Source organism: Neorhizobium galegae (assembly GCF_017877055.1).
Lineage (GTDB): Bacteria > Pseudomonadota > Alphaproteobacteria > Rhizobiales > Rhizobiaceae > Neorhizobium > Neorhizobium galegae_D.
The window spans coordinates 528,857-552,880 of record NZ_JAGIPG010000003.1; the positions used below are offsets into that span (position 1 = coordinate 528,857).

Genomic DNA, 24,024 nt, shown 5'->3' on the forward strand with positions numbered 1-24,024 from the left:
TTTGACGCGCGACTTTTCCGCCTTCTTCGGCAAGTTCGGCTGGCCGGAAAACAAGGGCCGGTTGCCGTTCTGCATCGGCCATCGCGGCGCGAGCGGCCATGAGCGGGAAAACACGCTCACCGCCTTTCGCCGCGCCGCCGAACTCGGCGCCGAAATGTGGGAACTCGATACCCAGATGACATCCGACGGCGTGGTCGTCGTCTCCCATGACGACCATCTGCAGCGCGTCTTCCAGCAGGATCTGCATATCTCGCAGATGACCTTTGCCGAGCTGCGCGAGGCTGTGCCGGATGTGCCGAGCTTCGCGGAAGTCGCCGCACTCGGTCGCGAGACCGGCTGCGGGCTGTATGTCGAGCTGAAGCGTCCGGGAACCGGCCCTCTCTGCTGGCAACACCTGAGGGACATGAACCAGCGCTTCGCCTGCCTCGGTTCCTTCGATGTCGCACAAGTGCGCGAACTCCGCGACGTGGGTTGCGACTATCCGCTTTCGGTGTTGATCCGCGTCGGCCACGATCCGCACGCGGCAGGTGAGACGACCGGCGCCGATATCCTGCATCTCTGCTGGGAAAAGGCGAGCGACACGCCGCAGGAATTCGTCACCGAGGAACTGATCGACAGGGCTTTTGCGGACGGGAAGGAAATCGTGCTCTGGCACGAGGAGCGGCCGGATGTGCTCAAAGACATCATGGCTCTGCCCGTGCTCGGCATCTGCACCGACCTGCCGGATTTGATGCGTCCCAAAGAGACGAACGGCATGTCTCGCGAGCCCCGCCGCGTCACCTCCTTCGACGTCGCGCGTGCGGCGGGCGTTTCCCGAGCCGCGGTGTCGCGCGCCTTCACGCCGGATGCGAGCGTCTCGGAAAAAACCCGGCAGAAGGTGTATCAGGCGGCCAAGGAGCTCGGCTACCGGGTCAACTATCTCGCCCGCAGCCTCACCAACAAGCGCTCCGATTTCGTTGGCCTGGTGGCGGCCGGCCTCGACAACCCGTTCCGCACCCAGCAGCTCGAAAACCTGGCCCGGGCACTGATCGCCCGCAATTACCGGCCGATCCTGTTGCCGACCTCCAAGGAAGCGGACAGCGCCACCGTCATCGGCCAATTGCTGCATTACGCCGTTTCCGGCGTCATCATCACCTCGGATGCACCGCCCTCGCATATTTTCGAGGAATGCGCGGTCGAGGGCGTGCCGATCGTGCTGGTCAACAAGGGCGAGGATTTTCCCTTCGTCGATCGGGTCGTCTCCGATGACCGGATGTCGGGTTACACCGCCGTCGATCATCTCGTCGAAGCGGGTGCCAAGAAGCTCGCCGTCATCGCGGGCACGGCCGTTTCCTATTCCTCGCGCCGCCGTGCCGAGGCCTTTCAGAGCCGCTGCCAGATGCTCGGGCTCGACGCGCCGCTGATCCCGGTCGCCATCAACGACTACGCCCATGGCCAGGAGGCGGCACAGGCGCTGATCGACATGGGCATCGACGGGGTCTTTTCGGTCAACGACTACATGGCCTGCGGCGTACTCGACGGACTCGCAAAGGCTGGGCGGAACTACGGTTCGGTCAAAGTCATCGGTCATGACGACATCCCTCAGGCAAGCTGGTCGGCCTATGACCTCACCACATTCGTACAGCCCTGCGACGTGCAGGCGGAGCAGGTGATCGATCTCCTGACCAGCCGCATGTCAGAACCGGACGCCGTCGCGCGGGTAGAGTTCACACCGGTGACGCTGATCAAAAGAAGAAGTGCATAAATGGCATCTGCATTCGATCTCTCCTCCCTGCAAGCCCGCGCCAGGAGCGCAATCGAGGTTGCCCGCCGGGTCGGCATGGAGGCTGCCGCCTTCCGCGCCGAGGCTCTTCCCGAAACGCTCGGTGTCGAGAACAAGGGCCTGCAGGACTTCGTCACCGTCGCCGACAAACGGGCCGAAGAAGCGATCCGCGCAGCACTGCTCGGCGAATTCCCCGACGATTCCTTCATGGGCGAGGAGGGTGGGGGGCATTCCGGAGAACGCGGTACCTGGGTGGTCGATCCGATCGACGGCACCACCAATTTCATCCGAGGCTTTCGCCATTGGGGCGTCTCGATCGCCTTCGTCTCCAGCGGCAAGATCCTGGTGGGCGTGATCTATGACGCCGCGCAGGATCGGGTTTTCCACGCGATCCGCGGTGAGGGCGCCTTCAAGGAAGGCAAGCCGATCGCAGCAGCCAAGACCAGCGATCCCAACCACGCGATCGCCATTCTCGGCCATTCCCGCCGCACCGATTTCGAGGACTACCTCGCGATCTCCCGAAAACTCTACGAGCGCGGCATCGATTACCGCCGCATGGGGGCCGCCGCGATCGGCCTCATCCGCGTTGCCGAGGGTGTATCCGATCTCTATTACGAACGGCACCTCTCATCCTGGGACATGCTGGCCGGGGTGCTGATCGCCTCGGAGGCCGGCGCAACGATCGCCGTGCCGCCGCTGGGGGAGTTGCTTTCACGCGGCGGGCCGGTGGTCGCCTGCTCGCCTGGGCTTACTGGCGAATTCGCCTTCCTGATGGAAATGGAAGGCCTGTTCGTGGCGGCTGAATGAGGTGAAGATAGCAGGTGGATTGACCGCGCACATGTCGAGGTCGATGTATAGAAGGGATCCGTTCGGGTTCCTGATACCTCTGCTAAGTGATTTTGATGCCATTCGAAGACAAAAAGAAAAGCCGCGTGACGCTTCTCGACGTGGCGCGGCGCGCCAATGTCTCCCGCGCCACTGCCTCGCTGGTCATCCGCAAGAGCCCGCTGGTCGGCGCTGATACGCGGGCGCGGGTCGAGGAGGCGATGCGCGAGCTCGGTTATGTCTACAACATGGGTGCTGCCCGGCTCAGGGCCGAGCGCAGCCACACCGTCGGCGTCATCGTGCCCAATCTGACGAACCCGTTCTTCGCCGAACTGCTCTCGGGCATCGAGGCGGTGATCGATTCGGCCGGCATGGTGGTGATCCTTGCCAATAGCGGCGATCTCGTCGAACGGCAGGACATGGTGATGCGGCGGATGCGCGAGCATGGCGTCGATGGCGTCATCGTCTGCCCGGCGGCCGGCACCGAGCCGGCCTTCCTTCACCAGCTCGCAGAATGGGATCTGCCCCTGGTGCAGGTGCTCCGGCAGATCTCCGAGGAAGTCGACTATGCTGGTGCCGATTATGCGGCGGGCATGCGCCAGGCGGTTGATTACCTTGCCTCGCTCGGTCACCGGACGATCGCTTTTGCCGTCCAGGGGCCGATCCATTCCGCCTATCGCGAACGCGTCGAAGGGTTTTGCGACGCCATGCAGTCGCGCGGGCTCGATCCGAACCTGATCGTGCGCGTACCGACCCAGATCGGTGAAATCGCCGATGCGGCGCATCTTCTCTTCGGCCAAGTCGAACAGCCGTCAGCGGTGATCTGCTTCAATGACGTGATCGCGCTCGGCCTTTCCGCCGGCCTCTACGACCGGGGCGTTCAGGTAGGCCAGAATTTTTCGCTGATCGGTTTCGACGACGTGACCGACGCGGAGGCGATGCGGCCGAGGCTCACTTCCGTTTCCACCGCACCGGTGACGATCGGCGCGAATGCTGCCAGGCTTCTCCTCGATCGGTTGGCCGATCCCACTCGCCCGGCTCGAAGGGTTGTTAATGAAACGATTTTGCATATCCGCCAATCCTGCGGGCCGATGGCCATTTCGGCCTGACAACAATCCGCCAGCTTCCGGTTGACGTCCGGGCGAAAAGCTTTTAGATCGATCTAAATGGAAAGGCGCCGCAGAGGAGCGGCCTCTTTCGACATCGTTGGGGAGGTCCCAAGTTGTATAATTTCAATTTCGAACCCGTGTTTGCGGGTTTCGACCAGCTTCTGCTCGGCGCCTGGCTGACGATCCAGCTTTCGGTGGCGGCAATGATCATCGGCCTGATCGTCTCGATCGCCTGCGCTGCGGGCAAGACCTCGGGCATTGCGCCGCTGCGCTGGGTCATCGACGCCTATATCGAGATCATCCGCAACACGCCGTTCCTGGTGCAGATCTTCTTCATCTTTTTTGGCCTGCCGTCGCTCGGGATTTTTCTGACGCCGAACAGTGCGGCGCTCGTGGCGCTCGTAGTGAATTTCGGCGCCTACGGTACGGAAATCATCCGCGCCGGCATCGAATCGATCCAGAAGGGACAGATCGAGGCGGGCACCGCGCTCGGCCTCTCGAAACTGCAAATCTTTCGCTACATCATCATGAAGCCGGCTCTGCGCACCGTCTATCCGTCGCTGACCAGCCAGTTCATCTACCTGATGCTGACCTCCAGCGTCGTCTCGGCCATCTCGGCCGACGACCTCGCCGCCGCCGGTAACAATCTGCAGTCGCAGACCTTTGCGAGTTTCGAGGTCTATATCGTCATCACGATCATGTATCTCGTCATGTCCGTCGGTTTCTCGACGATCTTCTCGGCGATCGAGAAGGCCGCCTTCAAATATCCGCTGAGCCGATAGGAGCCTGACCATGCCATTGATCAGGCCTTTCGGCATCAACGAATTCTGGATCATCGTGCTTGCGGCGCAGTGGACGATCGCGCTGTCGGCGATCGCATTTGCGGGCGGCGGCATCGGCGGGCTGCTGATCGCGCTCATGCGCGTCTCGGATGCGAAATGGCCGCGGCTGATCGCCACCGGCTTCATCCGCGTCTTCCAGGGAACGCCGCTGCTCATGCAGCTCTTCCTGGTGTTCTTCGGCATGAACATCCTCGGGTTTGCCATCAATCCCTGGCTTGCCGCAACCGTCGCGCTCACCCTGCATGCCAGCGCCTTCCTCGGCGAAATCTGGCGTGGCTGCATCGAAGCCGTGCCGCCGGGCCAGCGGGAAGCCGCGACCGCGCTCGGCCTGCGCTACTATAACAGGATGCGCTACATCGTGCTCCCACAGGCCTCGAAGATCGCAGTGGCGCCGACGGTCGGCTTCCTGGTACAGCTGATCAAGGGCACTTCGCTTGCGGCGATCATCGGTTTTACCGAGCTCACCCGCCAGGGCCAGATCATCAACAATGCAACGTTCAGCCCGTTCATGGTGTTCGGCACGGTGGCAGCGGTCTATTTCGTCCTCTGCTGGCCGCTTTCGGTGCTGGCGCGACGCATGGAACTCAGATTTTCCCGCGCAACGGCACGTTGACGGGACCCGAGCCGGAGGGAGGAAAACCGGCGCAACAGAAAAGGGTAGGAAAATGAATATTTCTAGACGCATGGTTATGGCCGTCATCGGCGCAGGCCTGATGATGGGTGCCTCCGCCGCATCGGCCCAGACCGTCGAAAGCATCAAGTCCGCAGGCACCGTCAAGATCGGCATGCTGGTCGACTTCCCGCCATTCGGCATCATGAACACGTCGAATGAGCCGGACGGTTATGACGCCGACGTGGCAAAGCTGCTTGCCAAGGAATTCGGCGTGAAGGTGCAGATCGTTCCGGTCACCGGCCCGAACCGCATTCCTTACCTCCAGAGCAACCAGGTGGACCTGCTCGTCGCCTCGCTTGGCATCACGGAGGAGCGCGCCAAGAGCGTCGACTTCTCCCAGCCCTATGCTGGCATCTCGATCGGCGTATTCGGCGCCAAGGCGACCGAGGTCTCCAAGCCGGAAGACCTGTCCGGCAAGACGATCGGCGTCGCTCGCGCCTCGACCCAGGATACCGGCGTCACCAAGATCGCGCCGAAGGATGCCAAGATCCAGCGTTTCGATGATGATGCCAGCGCCGTCCAGGCCCTGCTGTCCGGCCAGGTTCAGCTGATCGGCGTCTCGAACGTCGTCGCAGCCCAGATCGAAAAGGCAGCTCCGGGTCGTTTCACCCAGAAGCTGCAGCTCAGCCAGCAGGTGCAGGGCATCGCTGTGCGCAAGGGCTCGGCGGAGTTGTTGACGGCCGTCAACGCCTTCATCGCCAAGGTCAAGGCCAATGGCGAGCTCGGCAAGATCCATGAAAAGTGGCTCGGCGCTCCGCTGCCGGACTTCGTCGCCAACGCCAAGTAAGACCAGAACTGACGATCGAAAGGGAGTTCCTCGCAATGACTGAGGTGAACGCAAACGCATCGGCCGCGGCCACGCGAGGAACTTCCGAACTCGCCGTCAGGATGGAAGGCGTCAACAAGTGGTATGGCGGCTTTCACGCGCTGAAGGACGTCGAATTGTCGGTCAATCGGGGGGAGCGGATCGTCATCTGCGGCCCTTCCGGCTCCGGCAAGTCGACCCTGATCCGCTGCATCAACCAGCTGGAAACGATCCAGAAGGGCACGATCGTCGTCGACGGACATGACCTGACCGCCGGCGGCAAGAATGTCGATATCGTCCGCCAAGAGACCGGCATGGTCTTCCAGCAGTTCAATCTTTTCCCGCATATGACGGTTCTGGAAAACTGCACGCTGGCGCCGATGAAGGTGCGCGGCATTTCCAAGGTCGAGGCGGAAAAGACCGCCCGCAAATACCTGGAGCGGGTGCGCATTCCCGAGCAGGCGGAGAAATACCCCGCCCAGCTTTCCGGCGGCCAGCAGCAGCGCGTCGCGATCGCCCGCGCACTCTGCATGAACCCGAAGATCATGCTGTTCGACGAGCCGACCTCGGCGCTCGACCCGGAAATGGTCAAGGAAGTGCTCGACACCATGATCGACCTCGCCAAGGAGGGCATGACCATGCTCTGCGTCACCCACGAAATGGGCTTTGCCCGCCAGGTTGCCGACCGGGTGATCTTCATGGACCGCGGCGAGATCCTCGAAACAGCGGCGCCGGAGGAATTCTTCGGCAATCCCAAGAACGAACGCCTGAAAATCTTCCTCGGGCAGATATCCTGAGGGCTTACGGCCATTCATAGAAATACGGAGTTCCGGACGTGAAACCAGATATCCTGCTTGTGGAACCGATGATGCAGTTCATCGAGGACCAGCTCGACGCCGCCTATACGGTGCATCGGATGTACGACCCGGCGCAGAAGGAAAGCCTGGAAGCGGCGTTGCCGAACATCCGCGCCGTTGCGACAGGCGGCGGCTCCGGCCTCTCCAACGAGTGGATCGGGAAGCTGCCGGCGCTCGGCGTCATCGCCATCAACGGTGTCGGCACCGACAAGGTGGACCTGAAATTCACCCGCAGCCGCAATATCGACGTGACCACCACGCCCGGCGTACTGACCGATGACGTGGCAGACATGGGCATCGCGCTGATGCTCGGCGTGCTGCGCCATATCGCCAAGGGCGACGCATTCGTGCGCGCCGGCAAGTGGGGCAGGGAAGGTTTTCCGCTGGGCAACAGCCCCAAGGGCAAGCGCCTCGGCATTCTGGGCCTCGGCCAGATCGGCAAGGCCTTCGGCCGCCGCGCTGAAGCCTTCGGCATGGATGTGCGCTTCTGGAACCGCTCACCGGTCAAGGACACCGCCTGGAAATCCTGTGCCTCGCCGGTAGCTCTGGCGGAAGACAGCGATGTGCTCTGCGTCATCGTTGCCGCAAACGCCGCGACCCAGAATATCGTCAATGCCGGGGTGCTGAAGGCGCTGGGGCCGAAGGGCATTCTAATCAACATCGCGCGCGGCAGCGTCGTCGATGAGGATGCCCTGCTCGCCGCCCTGAACGACGGCACGATCGCCGCCGCTGGCCTCGACGTCTATCTCAATGAACCGCGCATCCGCGAAGATTTCTTCACCGCGCCGAACACGGTGCTGATGCCGCATCAGGGCAGCGGTACGGTCGAGACCCGCGTTGCAATGGGCGAACTGGTGCTTGCCAATATCGCCGCGCACTTCGCCGGCGAAAAGCCGCCGACCACCGTCAACTGAGCCGGAGAAGCAGAATGATCATCCGTCAGGCCTTTTTCGAAGGCGCGATCCACACCGGCCAGGAAGACGCCTTCAAGACCTATGTGGCCGAGAAGCTGATGCCGATGTGGCTCGCTTTTCCGGGCATCAAGGAAGTGCGCGTGCTTTATAATATCGAACGCGACGAAGGTGCTCCGTCTTACCCGATGGTGCTGTCGACCATGTACGAAAGCCGCGAAGCACTGGCCGCGGCCCTGGAATCGCCGGTTCGCTACGAAAGCCGGGACATGACCAAGGGTCTGCTCGAAATGTTCGACGGACGCATCCATCATCACGTCTTCGATCTGGTCCCGAGCTGAATTCGTCGTCGGCCCGTCAAGCCCGGCAGTCTTTGTGCCCGATCCAGGGGCGCGATAAGCGGGCGTATTCGGCTTGAACGGTTCGATCAGGTTCCCCGACGGCTCTTCGAGCAGGATCTGTTTGCCGCCGGTCCCCTGGATGATCTCGTTGCGGAAGCCGCAGCCCGCCAGTTTCAGCCGCTCAACCATCCCTTCCCGGTTCTCGACGGTGCGATGGATGCGGGTCCAGCCGCTAGGCGTTTGCTGCTCTCCGGACGGCATGGGCGCGCCCCGCCACTCCCCGGGTTCGGCTGACTGAGATAGAGATACATGTCACCCCGCGAGATTTCCGCGAAGGGCGGGGCGGGTGGATATCCGAAACGGAAAGCCTGATACTCCCGCGACAGAGGGCAAGCGTCATCCGCCTTCCTCAGCAAGGGCCGCCGGACGCCTGCGGTGGACGCACGGCAACGGCATAAAGGTGTGGGGAAAGCCCGAAACTGCGGGTGAAGATGCGGGTCATATGGCTCTGGTCGGCAAAGCCGCTGGCCAGCGCCGCCTCCGCAAGTCCCGCCCCGCCGGCGATCAGTTTTCGCGCCAGCTGGACACGCCGCTGGATCAGGTAGGCGTGTGGCGTGAACCCGGTCGCCTTGTCGAAAGCGCGCAAGAGCTGGAATTGACTGAGGCCGGCAAGGCCTGCCAGAGTGGCAAGGCTGACCGCTTTGGCCGGATCGTCATCAATCCGCTCGCGCGCCGCCCGAATCCCTTGCGAAACCGGTTTCGGCTCCGGCACCTCCCGCATCGCCTCGGCCAGCAGCGTCAGCAGTAATTCCTGTCCGCGGAGTTCGGCGCCGGATTGCTCGGTGGTCATCGCCGTAAAGAGCTGCCGCATCGTCGCGACATGCGGCGGTTGCCGCAGCACCGGATCGGCAAACTCGAAATCGCCGGGCCGGCCCTGGCGGATATCCGCGACCGCGACCGCAATCACGTCCGGCTCGAAATAAAGCATCTGCCAGAAACGGCCCTCGTCCCCGATCGGCGCGCCGTCATGCACTTCGCCCGGGTTGACGGTAATGACGTCGCCTGGTCCGGCTTCCACCGGACCCCGTCCGCTTGCGGATTTCTGGGCTCCGCTCTCGATTACGCCGATGCCGAACTGGTCGTGGGTGTGACGGGCGAAATGGTGGTCGGAGCGAGCCACGACCGCCTGCACGCCGGCCATGCGGCATCGAAACATCCGAAACCCGTTTTGTCCCTTCGCCCGCATCCGCCCCTCACGTTGGGATGAGCATACCTTGATTGGAAAAAATCCCCAAGGCAGCTTGTAGACCGCCTCGGGCGGTCCAAGCCGACTAGCGGGCTCCTCGTAGAGAAGGTCGAGCCTGGCAGTCTTACAGGACGGTGCGCACCCGCCACAATTCGGGAAACAGCTCGACCTCCAGCATTTTCTTGAGATACGAAGTTCCCGACGTGCCGCCGGTGCCGCGCTTGAAGCCGATCACCCGTTCCACCGTGGTCACGTGATTGAACCGCCAGCGGCGGAAATAATCCTCGAAATCGACCAGTTTTTCCGCGAGTTCGTAAAGCTCCCAATGGGTGCCGGGTGAGCTGTAGACCTGTTTCCAGGCCTCCAGCACCTGCTCGTTCTCAGGGCGTTTCGCGCGCCAGGCGGTTCGTCTTGCGTCCTCGCCGATATCGAATCCGCGTCGGGAAAGCAGCATCAGGGCCTCGTCGTAAAGGCTCGGGCGGGCGAGGATGCCCTCCAGCATCTCGATGATATCAGGCCGATGCGCGTGAGGCCCGAGCATGGCAATGTTGCGGTTTCCGGCAAGGAACTCGATCGCCCGGTATTGATAGGACTGGAAGCCGGACGACTGGCCGAGCGAGGCGCGGAACTCCGTATACTCGCTGGGCGTCATGGTGCGCAGCACGTCCCAGGCATTGTTGAGCTGTTCGAAGATGCGGGCGACGCGGCTGAGCATCTTGAAGGCCGGCTGCGGATTGTCGTCGCGGATCGCTGAGATCGCCGAGGCGATCTCGTGGATCGCAAGCTTCATCCACAGTTCGGAGGTCTGGTGCTGGATGATGAAGAGCAGTTCGTCATGCGCCGCCGAAATCGGTGCCTGCGCGTCGAGCACTTTTTCGAGATGCAGATAGTCGGAATAGGACATCTTCTCGCGAAAGGACATTTCCGCGCCGTCTTCGCTGGGATCGTAGGGTTTCGAGCTCATGATGTCCGATATGTCTTTCGCCAGTTAGAATTCCACTTCCAACTCGACGATTTCGTCCGGTTCTGCAAGCGCGCCTTCGGTCCATTCGAGCATGAGCGGCCAGGCGAGAACCGTCTCCGCGTATGCCGCGAGCCTCGGCGAGAGTTCGACCGCGTAGGTGCGGAAGCGGGTGCAGACCGGCGCATACATGGCATCGGCGACAGTCGGATTTGCGCCGAACAGCCAAGGGCCGCCGCTTGCCTCCAGGCATTCGGCCCAGATCGTCTTGACCCGCTCAACATCCGGGCGCGCGCCGGAAAAGATCTTGAAGCGCTCGTGCCGGGCCTTGAGGTTCATCGGCAGGGCAGAGCGAAGATTGTGGAAACCGGAATGCATCTCCCCTGAAACCGCGCGACAGCGGGCGCGGTCGGCGATGTCGGCTGGCCATAGGCCGGCATCAGGCCTGATCTCGTTCAGGTATTCGGCTATCGCCAACGTATCCCAGACGATGACGCCATCATGGGTCAGCCGCGGCACCAGCACGGAGGGCGACAGGAGCAGCAGTTCCTGGCGCGCATCGTCGTTCATCTCGACCAGCAGTTCCTGGAAATCGAGGCCTGCCATGCGGCAAAGGAGCCAACCGCGAAGCGACCACGAGGAATAGTTTTTCGACGAAATCGTCAGTGTCGCCTGTACCATCGTTCAAAACTCCTGCCGGACAATCATGCATCCTATGACAATCTTCTCGCATCGCGAGACATATTGCACTAGCATTTTTGCACTGCCGCATATCTGCGGCGCGGGGGTCCATTCATGCTCTATCAGGCCTATCAACTCCAGGATGATTTCCTCGCTCCGATGCGCGATCTTGCCCGGCGCCTGCAACTGATGTCCTCCACCTTGTTCTTCGGCGCCGGCAGCGATATGGGTCGGCATGCCGCCGCGGCACTCGAGTTGATGTCGCGCTTCAAGATCACCCACGAGCGACCGGAATTCGAGATTACCTCGGTCACGATCGGCAATCGCGACGTGCCGATATCAGTCGAGACTGCACTCGACCTGCCCTTCGGCCGCCTCCTGCATTTCGTCGCCGATGTCGATACGCCCCGCCCGCGGGTTCTGGTGGTCGCGCCGCTCTCCGGTCATTTCGCGACGCTGTTGCGCGGCACGGTCCAGACGCTGTTGAAGGATCACGACGTCTATATCACCGACTGGGCCAATGCGCGGGACGTTTCCACGGCCGCCGGCCGCTTCGGCATGGACGATTATGTCGACTACATCATCCGTTTCCTGGAAGAGATCGGACCGCGCGGACACATCCTCGCAGTCTGCCAGCCCTGCGTTCAGGCGCTGGTTGCCGTCGCCGTCATGTCGGAGGCGAAGAACCCGGCAACCCCGCGCACCATGACGCTCATGGCCGGGCCGGTCGATACGCGCGAGAGCCCGACCAAGGTCAACGAACTTGCGGTCTCGAAGCCGCTGTCCTGGTTCAAGAGCGAGCTGATCACCGGCGTTCCGATGGGCTTTCCGGGCAGCGGACGGCGCGTCTATCCCGGCTTCCTGCAGCTCGTCGCCTTCATGAGCATGAACATGGAGCGCCATGTCGACGCGCACCGCAAGCTCTACCGCCACCTCGCCCAGGGCGAGACGGCCGAGGCGAACAAGATCAAGCATTTCTACGACGAATATTTCGCCGTGCTCGACATGACCGAGGAATTCTACATCGAGACCATCGACCGGGTGTTCCAGAGGGCGGAACTGGCGAGCGGCACCTACACCCACCATGGCCGGAAGGTGGATCCGAACCATATCCACGCCACGGCGCTTCTGACCGTCGAGGGCGGGCGCGACGATATCTGCGGGCTCGGCCAGACTTCGGCGGCCCACGAACTCTGTCACTCGCTGCGGCCGCACCTGCGCCGCCACCATCTGCAGGCCAATGTCGGGCACTATGGTGTCTTCAGTGGGCGCCGGTGGGAGAAGGAAATCTATCCCGTCGTGCGCAACCTGATCCTCGCAATGGAATGACGGCAAAGGCGCCGAGTCTCATACCTTGACTTGCATACGATCCTCTATCTGCTGTATGCAATGAACGGGTAGGAGAAAAAAGATGAGCAGCAGGGATCCGGTTTTTGGCTGGTGGGACGCTCCACCGTTTATCGGAGAGCTGATCCAGTCCTTGTCCGGTCGCGGCCGGGCCTTGTTCGGCCTCTCATCACCGCCGGTGCAGAACCGCGATCTCGTGGGGCTTGCGGAGATGATCCTGTCGCGCCGCGGCGAAGTCTCCGGCGCCATCCTCGCCGAAGCCTTCCTCGAGGCCTACCGACAGGTCAGCGCCTCGGACCGAGACGCCTTCATGCGCGCGCTTCTGGATCGTTTCGGCCCCGACCGAACGGTCTTGGATGGCGCGGCCGCAGCCTATAACACCGAGCCCAGCGCAGAAAATATTGCCAGGCTGCACGAGGCGGCTGAACCGCGCCGGCAGGAGCTTTTCCGCCGTATCAATTTCGCCAAGCGCGGCACCGCGACGTTGGTCGAGATGCGCGAACATCTGATGGACATGTTGTCCAAGGAGCCGGCGCTGCAGCCGGTCGACCTCGATTTCTGCCATCTCTTCTCCTCATGGTTCAACCGGGGTTTCCTGATGTTGCGATCGATCGACTGGACCACGCCCGCCAATATCCTGGAGGCGCTGATCCGCTATGAAGCCGTGCACGATATTGATGGCTGGGATGACCTGCGCCGGCGACTGGCGCCGGCTGACCGGCGTTGCTTCGGCTTCTTCCATCCCCAACTTGAAGACGAGCCGCTGATCTTCGTCGAGGTGGCGTTGACCGACCATCTGCCTGCCTCGGTCGATGCGCTTCTCGCCCGCGACCGCCAGCCGCTGGAAGTGCAGCAGGCGACGACGGCGGTGTTTTATTCGATTTCCAACTGCCAGCGCGGCCTTGCCGGCATTTCACTCGGCAATTTCCTCATCAAACAGGTGGTGAACGACCTGAAGCGCGACTTGCCGCGGCTCGAAAATTTCGTGACTTTATCCCCCATCCCGGGCTTCGGCGCATGGTTGCGCGGCGAAAGCCGCGTGACCGACAGCGAGGAGATCAGCCAAGAAAAGCAGCGGCTTATCGCCAGGCTTGAAGGTGACTGGGCCTCTGCCGGCGAACACGAACTCGACCAGGTCCGGCGCGCCATGCTGCCGCTCGGGGCACATTACCTGTTGAACGTCCGGCGCGGCAATGGCCGACCGGTGGATCCCGTTGCCCGTTTCCATCTCGGCAACGGGGCGCAGGCCGAGAGGCTCAATTTCCTCGGCGACCGGTCGCCGAAGGGCATGCGCCAGTCATACGGCCTGATGGTCAACTATCGCTACCGGCTCGGCGAAATCGAGAAAAATCACGAGGCTTATGCCGAAAACGGCCATATCGCGGCGACGCCGGCGCTGCGCAAGCTGGCCCAACCGGTTTCCCAGGAGGTGTTTTAATGGCTGGTAACCTCTACGACGCGCTGCTCGGCGGGCTCGACCGGGAGGATCGGCTGCTCCTGACGGACGAAACGGTGGGCACGATGAGCTACCGCGCCTTCGCCGATCAATGCGCGAAGCTTGCCGGAGCACTTCTCGAAGCCGGCCTGCGGCCAGGCGACCGAGTCGCCGTCCAGGCGGAAAAGTCGGTCGCGGCGCTGGCGCTGTATCTGGCGACAGTCCGCGCAGGCGGCATCTATCTGCCACTCAACATCGCCTACACGCCGGCAGAAATCGAATATTTCCTGACCGATGCCGAGCCCGCGATCTTCGTCTGCGACCCGTCGAAGCTCGATGCGCTCCAGCCGATCGCCAAGGCCGCCGGCGCGAAAATCCTGACACTCGACCCAGTGGGGAAGGGGACGCTGAGCGATGCTGCCGCCATCGCCACGCCGATTGCCGAAACCTCGGCGCGGGGCGGAGCGGATATTGCCGCAATCCTCTACACGTCCGGCACGACGGGGCGCTCCAAGGGCGCCATGCTCAGCCACGACAATCTCCTGTCGAACGCGACGTCGCTGGTCGAAAGCTGGCGTTTCACCGACAAGGACGTACTGATCCACGCGCTGCCGATCTTCCACACCCACGGGCTTTTCGTCGCGACCAACGTGGTGCTCGCCTCGCGCGCCTCGATGATTTTCCAGCCGAAATTCGATCCGAACAAGATCATGGAGGCGATGCCAAAGGCGACCGTGCTGATGGGCGTGCCGACCTTCTACACCCGGTTGCTGCAACATCCGGGGCTCGACAAGGGTAGCACCGCGCATATGCGCCTCTTTGTCTCCGGATCGGCGCCGCTTCTGTCTGAGACCCACGAGGAATGGCAGGCGCGCACCGGCCACGCCATCCTCGAGCGCTACGGCATGACCGAGACCAACATGAACACCTCGAATCCCTATGAGGGACGGCGTGTGGCCGGCACGGTGGGTTTCCCGCTGCCGGGCGTTGAAGTGCGGGTCACGGATCCCGAAACCGGTGCCTTATTCGGCACGGAAGAAATCGGCATGATCGAGGTGCGTGGCCCGAACGTGTTTTCGGGCTATTGGCGCATGCCGGAAAAAACGGCCTCAGAATTCCGCAAGGACGGGTTCTTCATCACCGGCGACCTCGGGAAGATCGACAAGGATGGTTATGTCCACATCGTCGGCCGCGGCAAGGACCTCATCATCACCGGCGGCTACAATGTATACCCGAAAGAGGTGGAAATGGAGATCGACGCCATGCCGGGCGTCACGGAAAGCGCCGTCTTCGGCGTCAAGCATCCGGATTTCGGTGAGGGCATCATTGCCGCGATCGTCCTGAAACCAGGTGCCCATTTGACCGAACAGGAGGTCATCAAGGCATTGGACGGCCGTCTGGCAGGCTATAAGCGCCCGAAAAAGGTGGCGTTCATGGCTGAACTGCCGCGCAATACGATGGGCAAGGTCCAGAAGAATATACTCCGCGATCAGTTTTCCGGAACTTTCGAGCCCGCGGCAATCGCAAAATAGGCGATCGTGATTTTAGGACTTGACGGCTGATGTATACGCGTGGACTATGAATTGCATACGAGCACGGATCATTTCGGGAGGAAATGGGATGTTGCAACAGGGGAAGCCGGAGAGCGCTCAGCCGCTTGCCACCGTCCACAACCCGATGGGTTATCCGCCAAAGGTCAGCCGCAAACAGCCGGCTGATCGGCCCGCCAGCCTCGACGGCAAGGTCGTCTATCTCGTTGACAGCCGCTTTGACGATTCGGTCGAGCTCCTGAAGGAGGTCGAGGCCTGGTTTGCACGCAATATGCCGTCCGTCGACATACGCATCCGCCAGATGGCGAACACCTATTCCAAGGACGATCCGCAGCTCTGGGAAGAGATCAGGGCGAACGGAGATGCCGCGATCATCGGCGTCGGCCATTGCAGCACCTGCGCACCGGCTGTCACCACCCACGCGATCACGCTCGAAACCAAATACGGCGTGCCGACCGCGGCGATCCATACCGATAAGTTCGACAAGGTGGTCCGCTCGGTCGCCAAGATGGGCGGGCTTTCCCAGCAGCCGCTCGTCTTCGTGCCGCAGCCGGTCATGGGTAAAACGCCAGAAGAGCTGCGTGCGTATGTGGAAGGCCTCGATCCGATCAGTGGCAAGCCGGTCATGAAGGAGATCGTCGAGGCACTCACCGTCGGGCTCTCGGCAAGCGCCGAGGACGCGCAGTTCGAGCGCAGCACGCCGCGTTTCGTCGAGCCGGACACCGAGGACAACCTCCACGCCGCCTTCCTGCGCAACAGCTGGACCGACAAGCTGCCGATCATCCTGCCGACCGATGCCCGCGTGGCCGACATGCTGGCCGGCACGAAACGTAAGCCGGACGAGGTCGTCGGGCACATGCAGCCGACCACCAATCGCGGCCTCTGGGAATATACGGTCGAAAAGGTCGCGGTAAACGCCGTCATGGCCGGCGCATCGCCGGAATATTTCCCCGTGATCCTAGCGCTGGCGGCGGCACAGGTCTCCGCCCGCGGATCGACCTCCAGCTCGGCTGCAGCGATGGCCGTCGTCAACGGGCCTGTTCGCAACGAGATCGGCATGAACTGCGGCGTCGGCGCGCTCGGCCCCTATAGTCATGCCAATGCCACGATCGGCCGCGCCTTCGGGCTCCTGTCTCAGAACCTGCAGGGCGGCTCGGTTGTGGGCGAAACCTTCATGGGGTCGCTCGGCAACAACTATACCTACAACAACCTCACCTTCGCGGAAAACGAGGAGCGCAGCCCGTGGGAGCCGCTGCATGTGCAGAAAGGTTTCGACGCCAAGGCGAGCACCGTCAGCCTCTTCCACGGCTGCCGTTCCACGACATTCAGCCTCGGCCTGCGCAAGGAATACTGGCGGGAGCACGTGCGCGACATGCTGCTCGGCACCGATGCGATCACAGCGCCCACGTTGGTGCTCGACCCGATCTGCGCAAGGCAGTTCATCGACCGCGGCGGGTTCGTCAACAAACAGGACCTGCTCGATTTCATCTACGAGACGGCGCAGATGCCGGCCGGCCGTTACTGGGACCTGCAGCTCGTCCAAAACTACATCTATCCCCGCGCCACGTTCGGCGAGGAGCCGATGGCCGGCAAGCTGAAGGCCGGCAAGGACGAGCTCATCCATATCTTCCGCCCGCAGGACATCAACGTCGTGGTCGTCGGTGGCGAGTCCAACGGCTACTGGCAGATCTACGGCGCGCATTACCGCACCACCGTTTCCATCGACGATTGGCGCTGAGATGGCGAACGACTACGACATCGCAGTCATCGGTGCCGGCGTGGCGGGCCTCAATGCGGCGATCGCCGCTGCCCGGCATGGAGCCCGCACGATCGTCATCGACATGCTCGGCGCCGGCGGCCAGGTGATCAATGTCGACCGCATCGACAATTTTCCGGGTCCGAGCGAGGGCATGTCCGGTTTCGAACTCGGCCCGATGCTGCAGATGCAGGCGGACGAGGCCGGCGTCGAATTCGCGCTCGACACGATCGAGATCGTCTCGAAGACGGATACTGGCTTCCGCATCGCCGGTGCCGATCTCGATCTTAACGTCGGCGCGGTGATCATCGCCGCAGGATCGGCCAAGCGCACGCTCGGCATTCCGGGCGAAACGGAATTCGAAGGCCGCGGCGTTTCCCATTGCGCCTCCTGTGACGGACCGCTGATGCGCGGCAAGGACGTTTGCATCGTCGGCGGCGGGGATTCCGCACTCGACGAGGCGCTGGCGCTTGTCCCGCACGCCGCCCGCATCACCGTCATTCATCGCGGCCCGCGCCTCGGGGCAAGCGCCGCCCTGCAGGCGAAAGCGCGGGAGGCCTCCAATATCGAAGTGAGACTCAACACGATGGCGACCGCAGTTCGCGGCGAAGGCGGCGTCAACGCCTTAACCGTCCGCGATCTTTCGACTGGCGCCGAGGACGACATACCCTGCCATGGCGTCTTTGTTTATGTCGGGCTGGAGCCTAATACCTCTTTCCTCGGCGATACGGTGACGCTCGCCCCGGACGGCAGGATCGTCGTCGATCTCGACATGCAGACGTCGGTGCCGGGCATTTTCGCGGCCGGCGACATCCGCGACCGCTCGGTTGCACATCTGGCGGCCTCCGCTGGTGACGGCGTGACGGCGGCAATTTACGCCGTGCGTTATCTCGCGGAACAGGGCGGGAATACCCAACAGGCGGAGCTGCTTTTTGCGGCGGTCGCATCGGCAGGATAGGCCTATGAACGTGCAAATCAAAGGCAAGCAGGGCAAACCAAGCGTTCGCGATGCGATCGAGCAGGATATCGTCACCGGATTCTATGCCCCCGGCGACCGGCTCGACGAGGCGGGGCTTGCCGCGCGGCATCAGGTTTCCCGCACGCCGGTGCGTGAGGCGCTGATCCAGCTCAGCACCATGGGTCTCGTCAAGATGGTGCCCAATCGCGGCGCTTTCGTCACTCAGCTGACGATCACCGAGCTTGTCGAAATGTTCGAGGTGATGGGCGAACTTGAGGCCATGTGCGCCCGGCTTGCCGCTCGCCGCATCCGCCCGGAACAGCTCAAACTGCTCGAGGAGGCGCAAGCTGCCTGCGCCACGGCCCAGCAGGCCGGCAATTCGGACGATTATTATTACGCAAACGCCGAATTTCACCGGGTGATCTACGAGGCGAGCGGTAACGGGTTTCTGGCGGAAAACGCCCATGCGCTGCAGCGCCGGCTGAAACCCTATAGGCGCCTGCAGTTGCGGGTCCCCGGGCGCGTCAACAGTTCGTTGTCCGAGCACGAGGAGGTGCTCGCGGCGATCCGTGCCCGCGACGACGCCCGCGCCCGGGATGCGATGCGCAACCACGTGGTCATCCAGGGCGAATATTTCAGCGACTTCCTGGCGCTGATGCGCCCGGTGGAACGCCAGTTGATCCCCGGTGAATGATGAGGAGCATAATCGGTGAGGATCGATTGCGGCGGAAGGAAAACATGAAGTTTTAAGCTCGGGAGGGTCGGGCTTTTTGCCGGCAATGGGCCGGATCAAAGGGAGGAGAGATCATGAAGCATGCCATTACCTATGTGGCTGGCCTGGTTCCGGCATTCTTGCTGGCGGCCGGTCTTGCCGGCGCGGCTGAAATGACGGCCGGCGAAAAACAGCTCTACGACGCCGCCAAGAAGGAAGGCTCCGTCACCTGGTACGTCTCCCAGACGACTACCGAGTTCGCCGACGGCATGTGCGGCCTGTTCAAGAAGAAATATGCCGGCGTCGAGTGCAACGTCGTGCGCGCCTCCGGCCAGGTCATCTTCCAGCGCCTCGTGCAGGAACTTCAGGCCAAGGCCGTCCAGGGCGACCTGATGTCGACCAATGACGACGGCCAGATGCTGCAGCTCAAAGAACAGGGCGCGCTTGCCCAGTTCGCACCGGAAAACCTCAAGGACATGGTGCCGGAACTTCGGGCGCTCGCCGACAAGGAAAACTACTGGATCACGTCGGGCGTCTCGCCTCTCGTCATCGCCTACAACACCAAGCTGGTGACCGAGGCGGAAGCGCCGAAGAACTGGACCGATCTTGCCGATCCGAAGTGGAAAGGCCAGGTCGCCATCGGCCATCCGAGCTTCTCCGGCAGCGTCGGGCTCTGGACGGTGCTGATGAACGATCTCTACGGCTGGGACTTCTTCAAGAATATCGAGAAAAACAAGCCCCAGATCGGCCGTTCAGTGGCCGACGGGCATAACCTCGTCGCCTCGGGGGAACGTAAGGTGGCGCTGGCACCGCTGCCGCTGATCCTGTCGGACGCGATCCTCAAAAAGGTGCCGATCGGCGTCGTCTACCCGACCGACGGTGCCCTGCTGCCGCCCTCGGCAACCGCAATCCTGAAGGACGCACCGCATCCCAACGCAGCAAGGCTGTTCGAGAATTTCCTGCTCGGACCGGAGATCGCCGAATACTTCGCCAAGGATTACCGCTATCCGCTTCGGGCCGGCGTGCCGCTGGCAGACGGCATGCGTCCGCTCAGCAGCTACAAGACGAAGTCGATTGCGACGGCCGATGGCATCAAAAAGCTGCCTGAGGTCCAGGAGAAGTTCCGCGACACGTTCGGGATCTGAACCGTAACCGGGAGGCCGGCACCTGCCGGCCTCCGCCCATCACGCCCGACGGCGTGATTTGTTTCCGACGCCTCCAGTGACAAAGCGAGCGCCGATCATGACGAGTGTTTCCCATTCCGCGGCGACCACCTGGTCGGAAGACCAGCCGGTGAAGATGCGTGTGCCCTGGCACCAGCGGCTGCAGCCGGCCAACCTGCTCTGGCTCTTCCTGGCCGGCATTCTGGTCGTTTTGATCGTCGCGCCGATGTGGACGCTCGTCGTCTCCAGCTTCACCGACGCCAAGACCGGCGGCTGGACGCTTCACAACTATGTCGAAGCCTATGGCAAGGAACGGCACATCACGGCGCTCACCAATACGCTGAAGATGGGCGCCGTGGTCGTGGTGCTGAAACTGGCCTTCGGCGTGCCGCTCGCCTGGGCCTGCACCCGCACCGACATGCCTGGGCGCAATTTCGTTCGCTACAGCGTGTTTGGCGCCTTCATCATGCCCCCCTATCTGGCAGGCGTCGGCTGGATCCTGCTCGCCGGCCCGAATACCGGCTGGATCAATCGCGTCTGGCACAGCCTTTCCGGTTCGACAGAACCGCTGGTCAACATTTTCTCCTTCGGTGGACTTGTGCTGGTCACCGCGATCGGCGGCTTTTTCCTCGTCTTCGTGCTGGTGAGCTCGGCTTTCGAGATGATCAATTCGGAGATGGAGGACGCGGCCAATATCCTTGGCGCGGGTCCGTTCAAGACAGCGATGAAGGTCACGTTTCCGCTGGTCATGCCGGCAATCATCGGCTCGGCGCTTCTGTCTTTCCTCGGCGCGATCGCGCTGTACGGCGTGCCGGCCTTGATCTCGATCCCGGCGCGATATCCGGTGGTGGTGATCCAGCTCACCGAATTTTTCTCGTTCCCGCTTAGAATCCAGGTGGCGGCCGCCTATTCGATCCCGCTGCTGCTGATCACTGCCGCGATGCTCGGGCTGCAGAAGCTGATCCTGCGCCGCAAGGGTTATGTCTCGGTCAGCGGCAAGGGCGGCGAGCGCCGCATCGTCAAGCTCGGTAGATGGCGCTGGGTGCTGTTCGGCTATTGCTTCGTCGTCGTCGCGCTGTCGGTGCTGATGCCTCTGTTCGTGCTGCTTCTCGCCGCCTTCTCCGACTCCTGGACGACAGGCTTCTCGTTCAGCAACCTGACGCTTTCCAATTTCCACTATGTGCTGTTCGAGCATTCGAGCTCGCAGAAGGCGCTGGTCGGCAGTATCGGCCTCGGCATTGTTGCGGCCACCGTCGCGATCACGCTGGCGCTGTTCATCGCTTATATCGTGCAGCGCAAGCTGATCCCGTTCTCGGGCCTGCTCGCATTCCTCGCGGTCTCGCCCTATGTGGTGCCCGGTATCGTGCTTGCCATCGGCTTCTACGCGGCCTACGCGCTGCCACCGATCGCCCTCTACGGCACCTATACGATCATGGCGCTCGCCTTTATCACTCGCTTCCTGCCGATCGCCTTCACCACCAGCTCGGCCGGTGTGCGCAGCATCCATCCGGAAATGGAGGAGGCGGTGCGGATCCTCGGCGGCGGCCGCGTGACCGCGCTCAGGCATGTGGTCGGCCCACTGTTGAAGCGCACGCTGGCCGGCGGCTGGCTGCTGATCTTCGTGCCGGCGGCACAGGAACTCTCGACCGCCATCTTCCTGGTCGGTCCCACCACGCGCGTCGTTTCCGTCGTGCTGCTCGATCTCAGCGAGGAGGGCGAGCTCGAAAAGCTCGCGGCGTTGGGCTCTCTGTTATTGATTATCATTGTCGCAGTCGTCGCCCTCGGGATGCGCTATCTCGGACGCGACTTCATGTTGAGGAGAAGCTAATGGACGGACTTGTCCTCAGGAAACTCGGCCGCCGCTTCGGTGCCGTCGATGCGGTTCTGGATTTCGACCTGCATATCAGGCCCGGCGAATTCGTCTCGCTGCTCGGTCCTTCCGGCTGCGGCAAGACGACGACGCTCAGGATGATAGCAGGCTTCATCGACCCGACCTCCGGTTCGATCGAGCTCGACGGCAAGGTGCTCTCGGCACCATCAGGCTCGGTGCCGCCGGAAAAGCGTGGCATGTCGATGATCTTCCAGTCCTACGCGATCTGGCCGAACATGACGGTCTCGCAGAACGTCGCCTTCGGTCTCAACCTGCGCAAATTGCCTTCCGACGAGATCAAGAAACGCGTCGGCGCGGTGCTGGAAACCGTGCGGATGAGCCATCTCGCCGACCGTTATCCGGCCGAACTTTCCGGAGGCCAGCAGCAGCGCGTGGCGCTCGCCCGTGCCGTCGTCATCCGCCCGGCGGTGCTGCTGCTCGACGAGCCGCTCTCGAATCTCGACGCAAACCTGCGCGAAGAAATGCGTTTCGAGATCAAGCGCATGCATGACGAATTCAAGATCACGTCGGTCTATGTCACCCACGACCAGGGGGAGGCGATGGTGACTTCGGACCGTATCGCCGTGATGAACAACGGCCGCCTTGAGCAGATCGACAGCCCTTACGCGCTCTACAGCCGGCCGAAGACCCGGTTCGTGGCGAGCTTCATCGGCCGTACGAATTTCCTCTCCGGCAATTGCGGTAACCACATGATCGACTTTGCCGGCTTCAGCGTGCCGCTGGCAATGATCGGTGAGGAAGTGACCAGCTCCGGACCGGTCACCGTCTCGATCCGGCCGCAGGCGATGAAGCTTTCGGCGACGGAGGCTCCCAAGGACAAGGCCATCAACCTGGAGGGTTTGGTTCGGCAGTCCGCATTCCTCGGCGAGACCTGGGACTACGTCTTCCAGCCGAAGGACAGCGGGCTGCAGTTCCGCGTCGCAGCGCCGCCGGCCGATGTCTTCCAGGTCGGCGCTCCGGCCTGGCTGCAGATCGATCCGACCCAGATCGTCCCGATCGCGGATTGAGGCCTGCCTCGCCCGCTATTTCACTTTGAAACCCATGCGTCGCACCACATCGAGCAGCACGTGCCGGCCTTTCAGGGCCGGTGCGTCGGCAATGCGGCTGGCGACGACGCTGGTCCAGCCGCGCACTGCCATGCCCTGCCCGATCTGAAAGGACCTCATCGTGGCATCGTAGGTGGCGAGATCCGCTTCCGGTGGCGCTGCCTGATATTGCTCGCGATGAAGCACGACGGATTTCGGCAGGCGCGGCTTGACCTCAGTCGCGACTGCCGGGTCGGGATAACCGACGGTCATCCCGAACACCGCGAAGGCTTCCGGCGGCAGGCCGAGGATTTCGCCAACATCGGCCGGATGGTTACGGATGCCGCCGATATAGCAGGAGCCGAGGCCGAGCGATTCCAGTGCTACCAGCGCATTCTGGGCGGCCAGCGACGCATCGATCGTCGCCAGCAGGAAACTTTCCAGGTAATCGAGACCTTCACCGGTCTTGCCGTGCTCGGCAGAAATTTTCCTCAGCCGCGAGAGGTCGGCGATCCAGACGAGAAACAACGGTGCCGAGATGATCTGCGGATTGGGGGAGGCGAATTCGGCGAGCTTTGCCCGTCGCTCCGCATCCTCCACCGCGATCACGCTCCAGGCCTGCAGGCTGGAAGATGTCGGAGCGGACTGGGCCGCCGCGACGATCAATTGCAGCACGTTTTCAGGCACTGGTTTCGGCAGGTAGGTGCGGACGGAGCGGTGTGAAAGGATGGCGTCGAGCGCAGCATTCCATTCCGGCGTCGCGGCCGGCTGATCCGAACCGTAGCGCTGGCGCACAAGATCGGCTGGGGTCGGAGAGTTCTCTAGGGCTGAAGCAAAGCGAGAGACGGACATCGAAGAACTCCTTTGAATAGGAAAAGGGACCAAGCCGGCATGCAGGGAATGCTGGCCAACAGTTTCCGCGTATAGGCATGGCTTGGAGCGGCGAGGATATTGCGGGTTTTACCGCTCTCGACGACCGGCCGCGTTCGAGACAGCCGCGCATTCAAGACGGTCGGATCCGAACGCCCCGTGTGATGCTATTGTAAATTGCGCACCCACCATAATGAGACTTGGTGTCGCCCTTTTCCATAATCGAAATAATCCACCGGCAGACGAGCCGCGAGCTTAGCATCCGACATTGCCTTTCTTTCGGCCATGCATGCGTTATCAAGCA

Annotated in this window: 23 protein-coding genes and 1 pseudogene; 19 read left to right on the forward strand and 5 right to left on the reverse strand. The window is 62.4% G+C overall.

All coding sequences use genetic code 11. From position 1 onward, the window contains the following. Window position 1: 1 nt before the first annotated feature. The 10 genes and pseudogenes from J2857_RS21685 to J2857_RS21730 form a co-directional block, all read left to right on the forward strand. Window positions 2-739: pseudogene (locus tag J2857_RS21685) on the forward strand (glycerophosphodiester phosphodiesterase); the annotation flags it as partial. 15 nt (window positions 740-754) lie between these two features. Beyond that, window positions 755-1,744, forward strand: a complete 990-nt coding sequence (locus J2857_RS21690) for a LacI family DNA-binding transcriptional regulator (RefSeq protein WP_210012460.1) — start codon at window positions 755-757, stop codon at window positions 1,742-1,744. Continuing rightward, window positions 1,745-2,569: an inositol monophosphatase family protein gene (locus J2857_RS21695; protein ID WP_210012154.1), complete on the forward strand. Its 825-nt coding sequence runs from the start codon at window positions 1,745-1,747 to the stop codon at window positions 2,567-2,569. It abuts the gene before it with no gap. Between the two features lie 95 nt (window positions 2,570-2,664). After that, on the forward strand, window positions 2,665-3,696 hold the full coding sequence (locus J2857_RS21700; RefSeq protein ID WP_210012155.1) for a LacI family DNA-binding transcriptional regulator: 1,032 nt from the start codon (window positions 2,665-2,667) through the stop codon (window positions 3,694-3,696). 113 nt (window positions 3,697-3,809) lie between these two features. Next, complete coding sequence (locus tag J2857_RS21705; RefSeq protein ID WP_210012156.1) at window positions 3,810-4,478, forward strand: amino acid ABC transporter permease; 669 nt, start codon at window positions 3,810-3,812, stop codon at window positions 4,476-4,478. Between the two features lie 16 nt (window positions 4,479-4,494). Then, window positions 4,495-5,151 carry an amino acid ABC transporter permease gene (locus tag J2857_RS21710; protein WP_080952390.1) on the forward strand — a complete coding sequence of 219 codons (657 nt, stop codon included), beginning with the start codon at window positions 4,495-4,497 and terminating at the stop codon, window positions 5,149-5,151. 52 nt (window positions 5,152-5,203) lie between these two features. Beyond that, window positions 5,204-5,998, forward strand: coding sequence for a transporter substrate-binding domain-containing protein (locus J2857_RS21715; RefSeq protein WP_210012157.1), 795 nt, complete (start codon window positions 5,204-5,206; stop codon window positions 5,996-5,998). A 101-nt stretch (window positions 5,999-6,099) separates the two neighbouring features. Further along, window positions 6,100-6,813: an amino acid ABC transporter ATP-binding protein gene (locus J2857_RS21720; protein ID WP_210012461.1), complete on the forward strand. Its 714-nt coding sequence runs from the start codon at window positions 6,100-6,102 to the stop codon at window positions 6,811-6,813. Between the two features lie 68 nt (window positions 6,814-6,881). Further along, window positions 6,882-7,787 (forward strand): 2-hydroxyacid dehydrogenase, encoded by a 906-nt coding sequence (locus J2857_RS21725; RefSeq protein WP_210012462.1) that lies wholly within the window; start codon window positions 6,882-6,884, stop codon window positions 7,785-7,787. A gap of 14 nt (window positions 7,788-7,801) precedes the next feature. Further along, a complete protein-coding gene (locus J2857_RS21730; RefSeq protein WP_210012158.1) occupies window positions 7,802-8,125 on the forward strand; it encodes a hypothetical protein in 324 nt (107 codons plus the stop codon). Window positions 8,126-8,534: 409 nt separating this feature from the next. Here the strand turns inward: J2857_RS21730 and J2857_RS21735 are convergent, their stop codons facing one another. From J2857_RS21735 to J2857_RS21745, 3 genes are all read right to left on the reverse strand, one after another. Next, complete coding sequence (locus tag J2857_RS21735; protein WP_245363652.1) at window positions 8,535-9,326, reverse strand: AraC family transcriptional regulator; 792 nt, start codon at window positions 9,324-9,326, stop codon at window positions 8,535-8,537. 169 nt (window positions 9,327-9,495) lie between these two features. Further along, the gene (gene kynA / locus J2857_RS21740) at window positions 9,496-10,335 is read right to left on the reverse strand and encodes a tryptophan 2,3-dioxygenase (RefSeq protein WP_210012160.1); all 840 of its coding nucleotides are present in this window, start codon (window positions 10,333-10,335) and stop codon (window positions 9,496-9,498) included. Between the two features lie 24 nt (window positions 10,336-10,359). Continuing rightward, entirely contained in the window at window positions 10,360-11,013 is a 654-nt protein-coding gene (locus tag J2857_RS21745) for a glutathione S-transferase (RefSeq protein ID WP_210012161.1), read from the reverse strand. A gap of 114 nt (window positions 11,014-11,127) precedes the next feature. On the opposite strand from J2857_RS21745, the gene J2857_RS21750 reads away from it, so the two are divergent. From J2857_RS21750 to J2857_RS21790, 9 genes are all read left to right on the forward strand, one after another. Next, window positions 11,128-12,342 (forward strand): polyhydroxyalkanoate depolymerase, encoded by a 1,215-nt coding sequence (locus J2857_RS21750; RefSeq protein WP_210012162.1) that lies wholly within the window; start codon window positions 11,128-11,130, stop codon window positions 12,340-12,342. A gap of 82 nt (window positions 12,343-12,424) precedes the next feature. Then, window positions 12,425-13,798 (forward strand): malonyl-CoA decarboxylase, encoded by a 1,374-nt coding sequence (locus tag J2857_RS21755; protein WP_210012163.1) that lies wholly within the window; start codon window positions 12,425-12,427, stop codon window positions 13,796-13,798. Continuing rightward, complete coding sequence (locus J2857_RS21760; RefSeq protein WP_210012164.1) at window positions 13,798-15,327, forward strand: malonate--CoA ligase; 1,530 nt, start codon at window positions 13,798-13,800, stop codon at window positions 15,325-15,327. Before J2857_RS21755 ends, J2857_RS21760 begins: the two co-directional genes overlap by 1 nt. Before the next feature lie 88 nt (window positions 15,328-15,415). After that, window positions 15,416-17,083: a UGSC family (seleno)protein gene (locus tag J2857_RS21765; RefSeq protein ID WP_210012165.1), complete on the forward strand. Its 1,668-nt coding sequence runs from the start codon at window positions 15,416-15,418 to the stop codon at window positions 17,081-17,083. Window position 17,084: 1 nt separating this feature from the next. Beyond that, window positions 17,085-18,059 carry an NAD(P)/FAD-dependent oxidoreductase gene (locus J2857_RS21770; protein WP_210012166.1) on the forward strand — a complete coding sequence of 325 codons (975 nt, stop codon included), beginning with the start codon at window positions 17,085-17,087 and terminating at the stop codon, window positions 18,057-18,059. 4 nt (window positions 18,060-18,063) lie between these two features. Continuing rightward, entirely contained in the window at window positions 18,064-18,753 is a 690-nt protein-coding gene (locus tag J2857_RS21775) for a GntR family transcriptional regulator (RefSeq protein WP_210012167.1), read from the forward strand. Window positions 18,754-18,866: 113 nt separating this feature from the next. Beyond that, window positions 18,867-19,916, forward strand: a complete 1,050-nt coding sequence (locus J2857_RS21780) for an ABC transporter substrate-binding protein (RefSeq protein ID WP_210012168.1) — start codon at window positions 18,867-18,869, stop codon at window positions 19,914-19,916. A 97-nt stretch (window positions 19,917-20,013) separates the two neighbouring features. Then, window positions 20,014-21,762: an ABC transporter permease gene (locus J2857_RS21785; RefSeq protein WP_210012169.1), complete on the forward strand. Its 1,749-nt coding sequence runs from the start codon at window positions 20,014-20,016 to the stop codon at window positions 21,760-21,762. Then, window positions 21,762-22,832, forward strand: a complete 1,071-nt coding sequence (locus J2857_RS21790) for an ABC transporter ATP-binding protein (protein WP_210012170.1) — start codon at window positions 21,762-21,764, stop codon at window positions 22,830-22,832. Before J2857_RS21785 ends, J2857_RS21790 begins: the two co-directional genes overlap by 1 nt. 15 nt (window positions 22,833-22,847) lie before the next feature. Here the strand turns inward: J2857_RS21790 and J2857_RS21795 are convergent, their stop codons facing one another. Both J2857_RS21795 and J2857_RS21800 read right to left on the reverse strand, forming a co-directional pair. Next, window positions 22,848-23,702 (reverse strand): NADPH-dependent oxidoreductase, encoded by an 855-nt coding sequence (locus J2857_RS21795; protein ID WP_210012171.1) that lies wholly within the window; start codon window positions 23,700-23,702, stop codon window positions 22,848-22,850. Next, a complete protein-coding gene (locus J2857_RS21800; RefSeq protein ID WP_210012172.1) occupies window positions 23,672-23,857 on the reverse strand; it encodes a hypothetical protein in 186 nt (61 codons plus the stop codon). The genes J2857_RS21795 and J2857_RS21800 overlap by 31 nt, the downstream gene beginning before the upstream one ends. Between the last annotated feature and the right edge of the window lie 167 nt (window positions 23,858-24,024).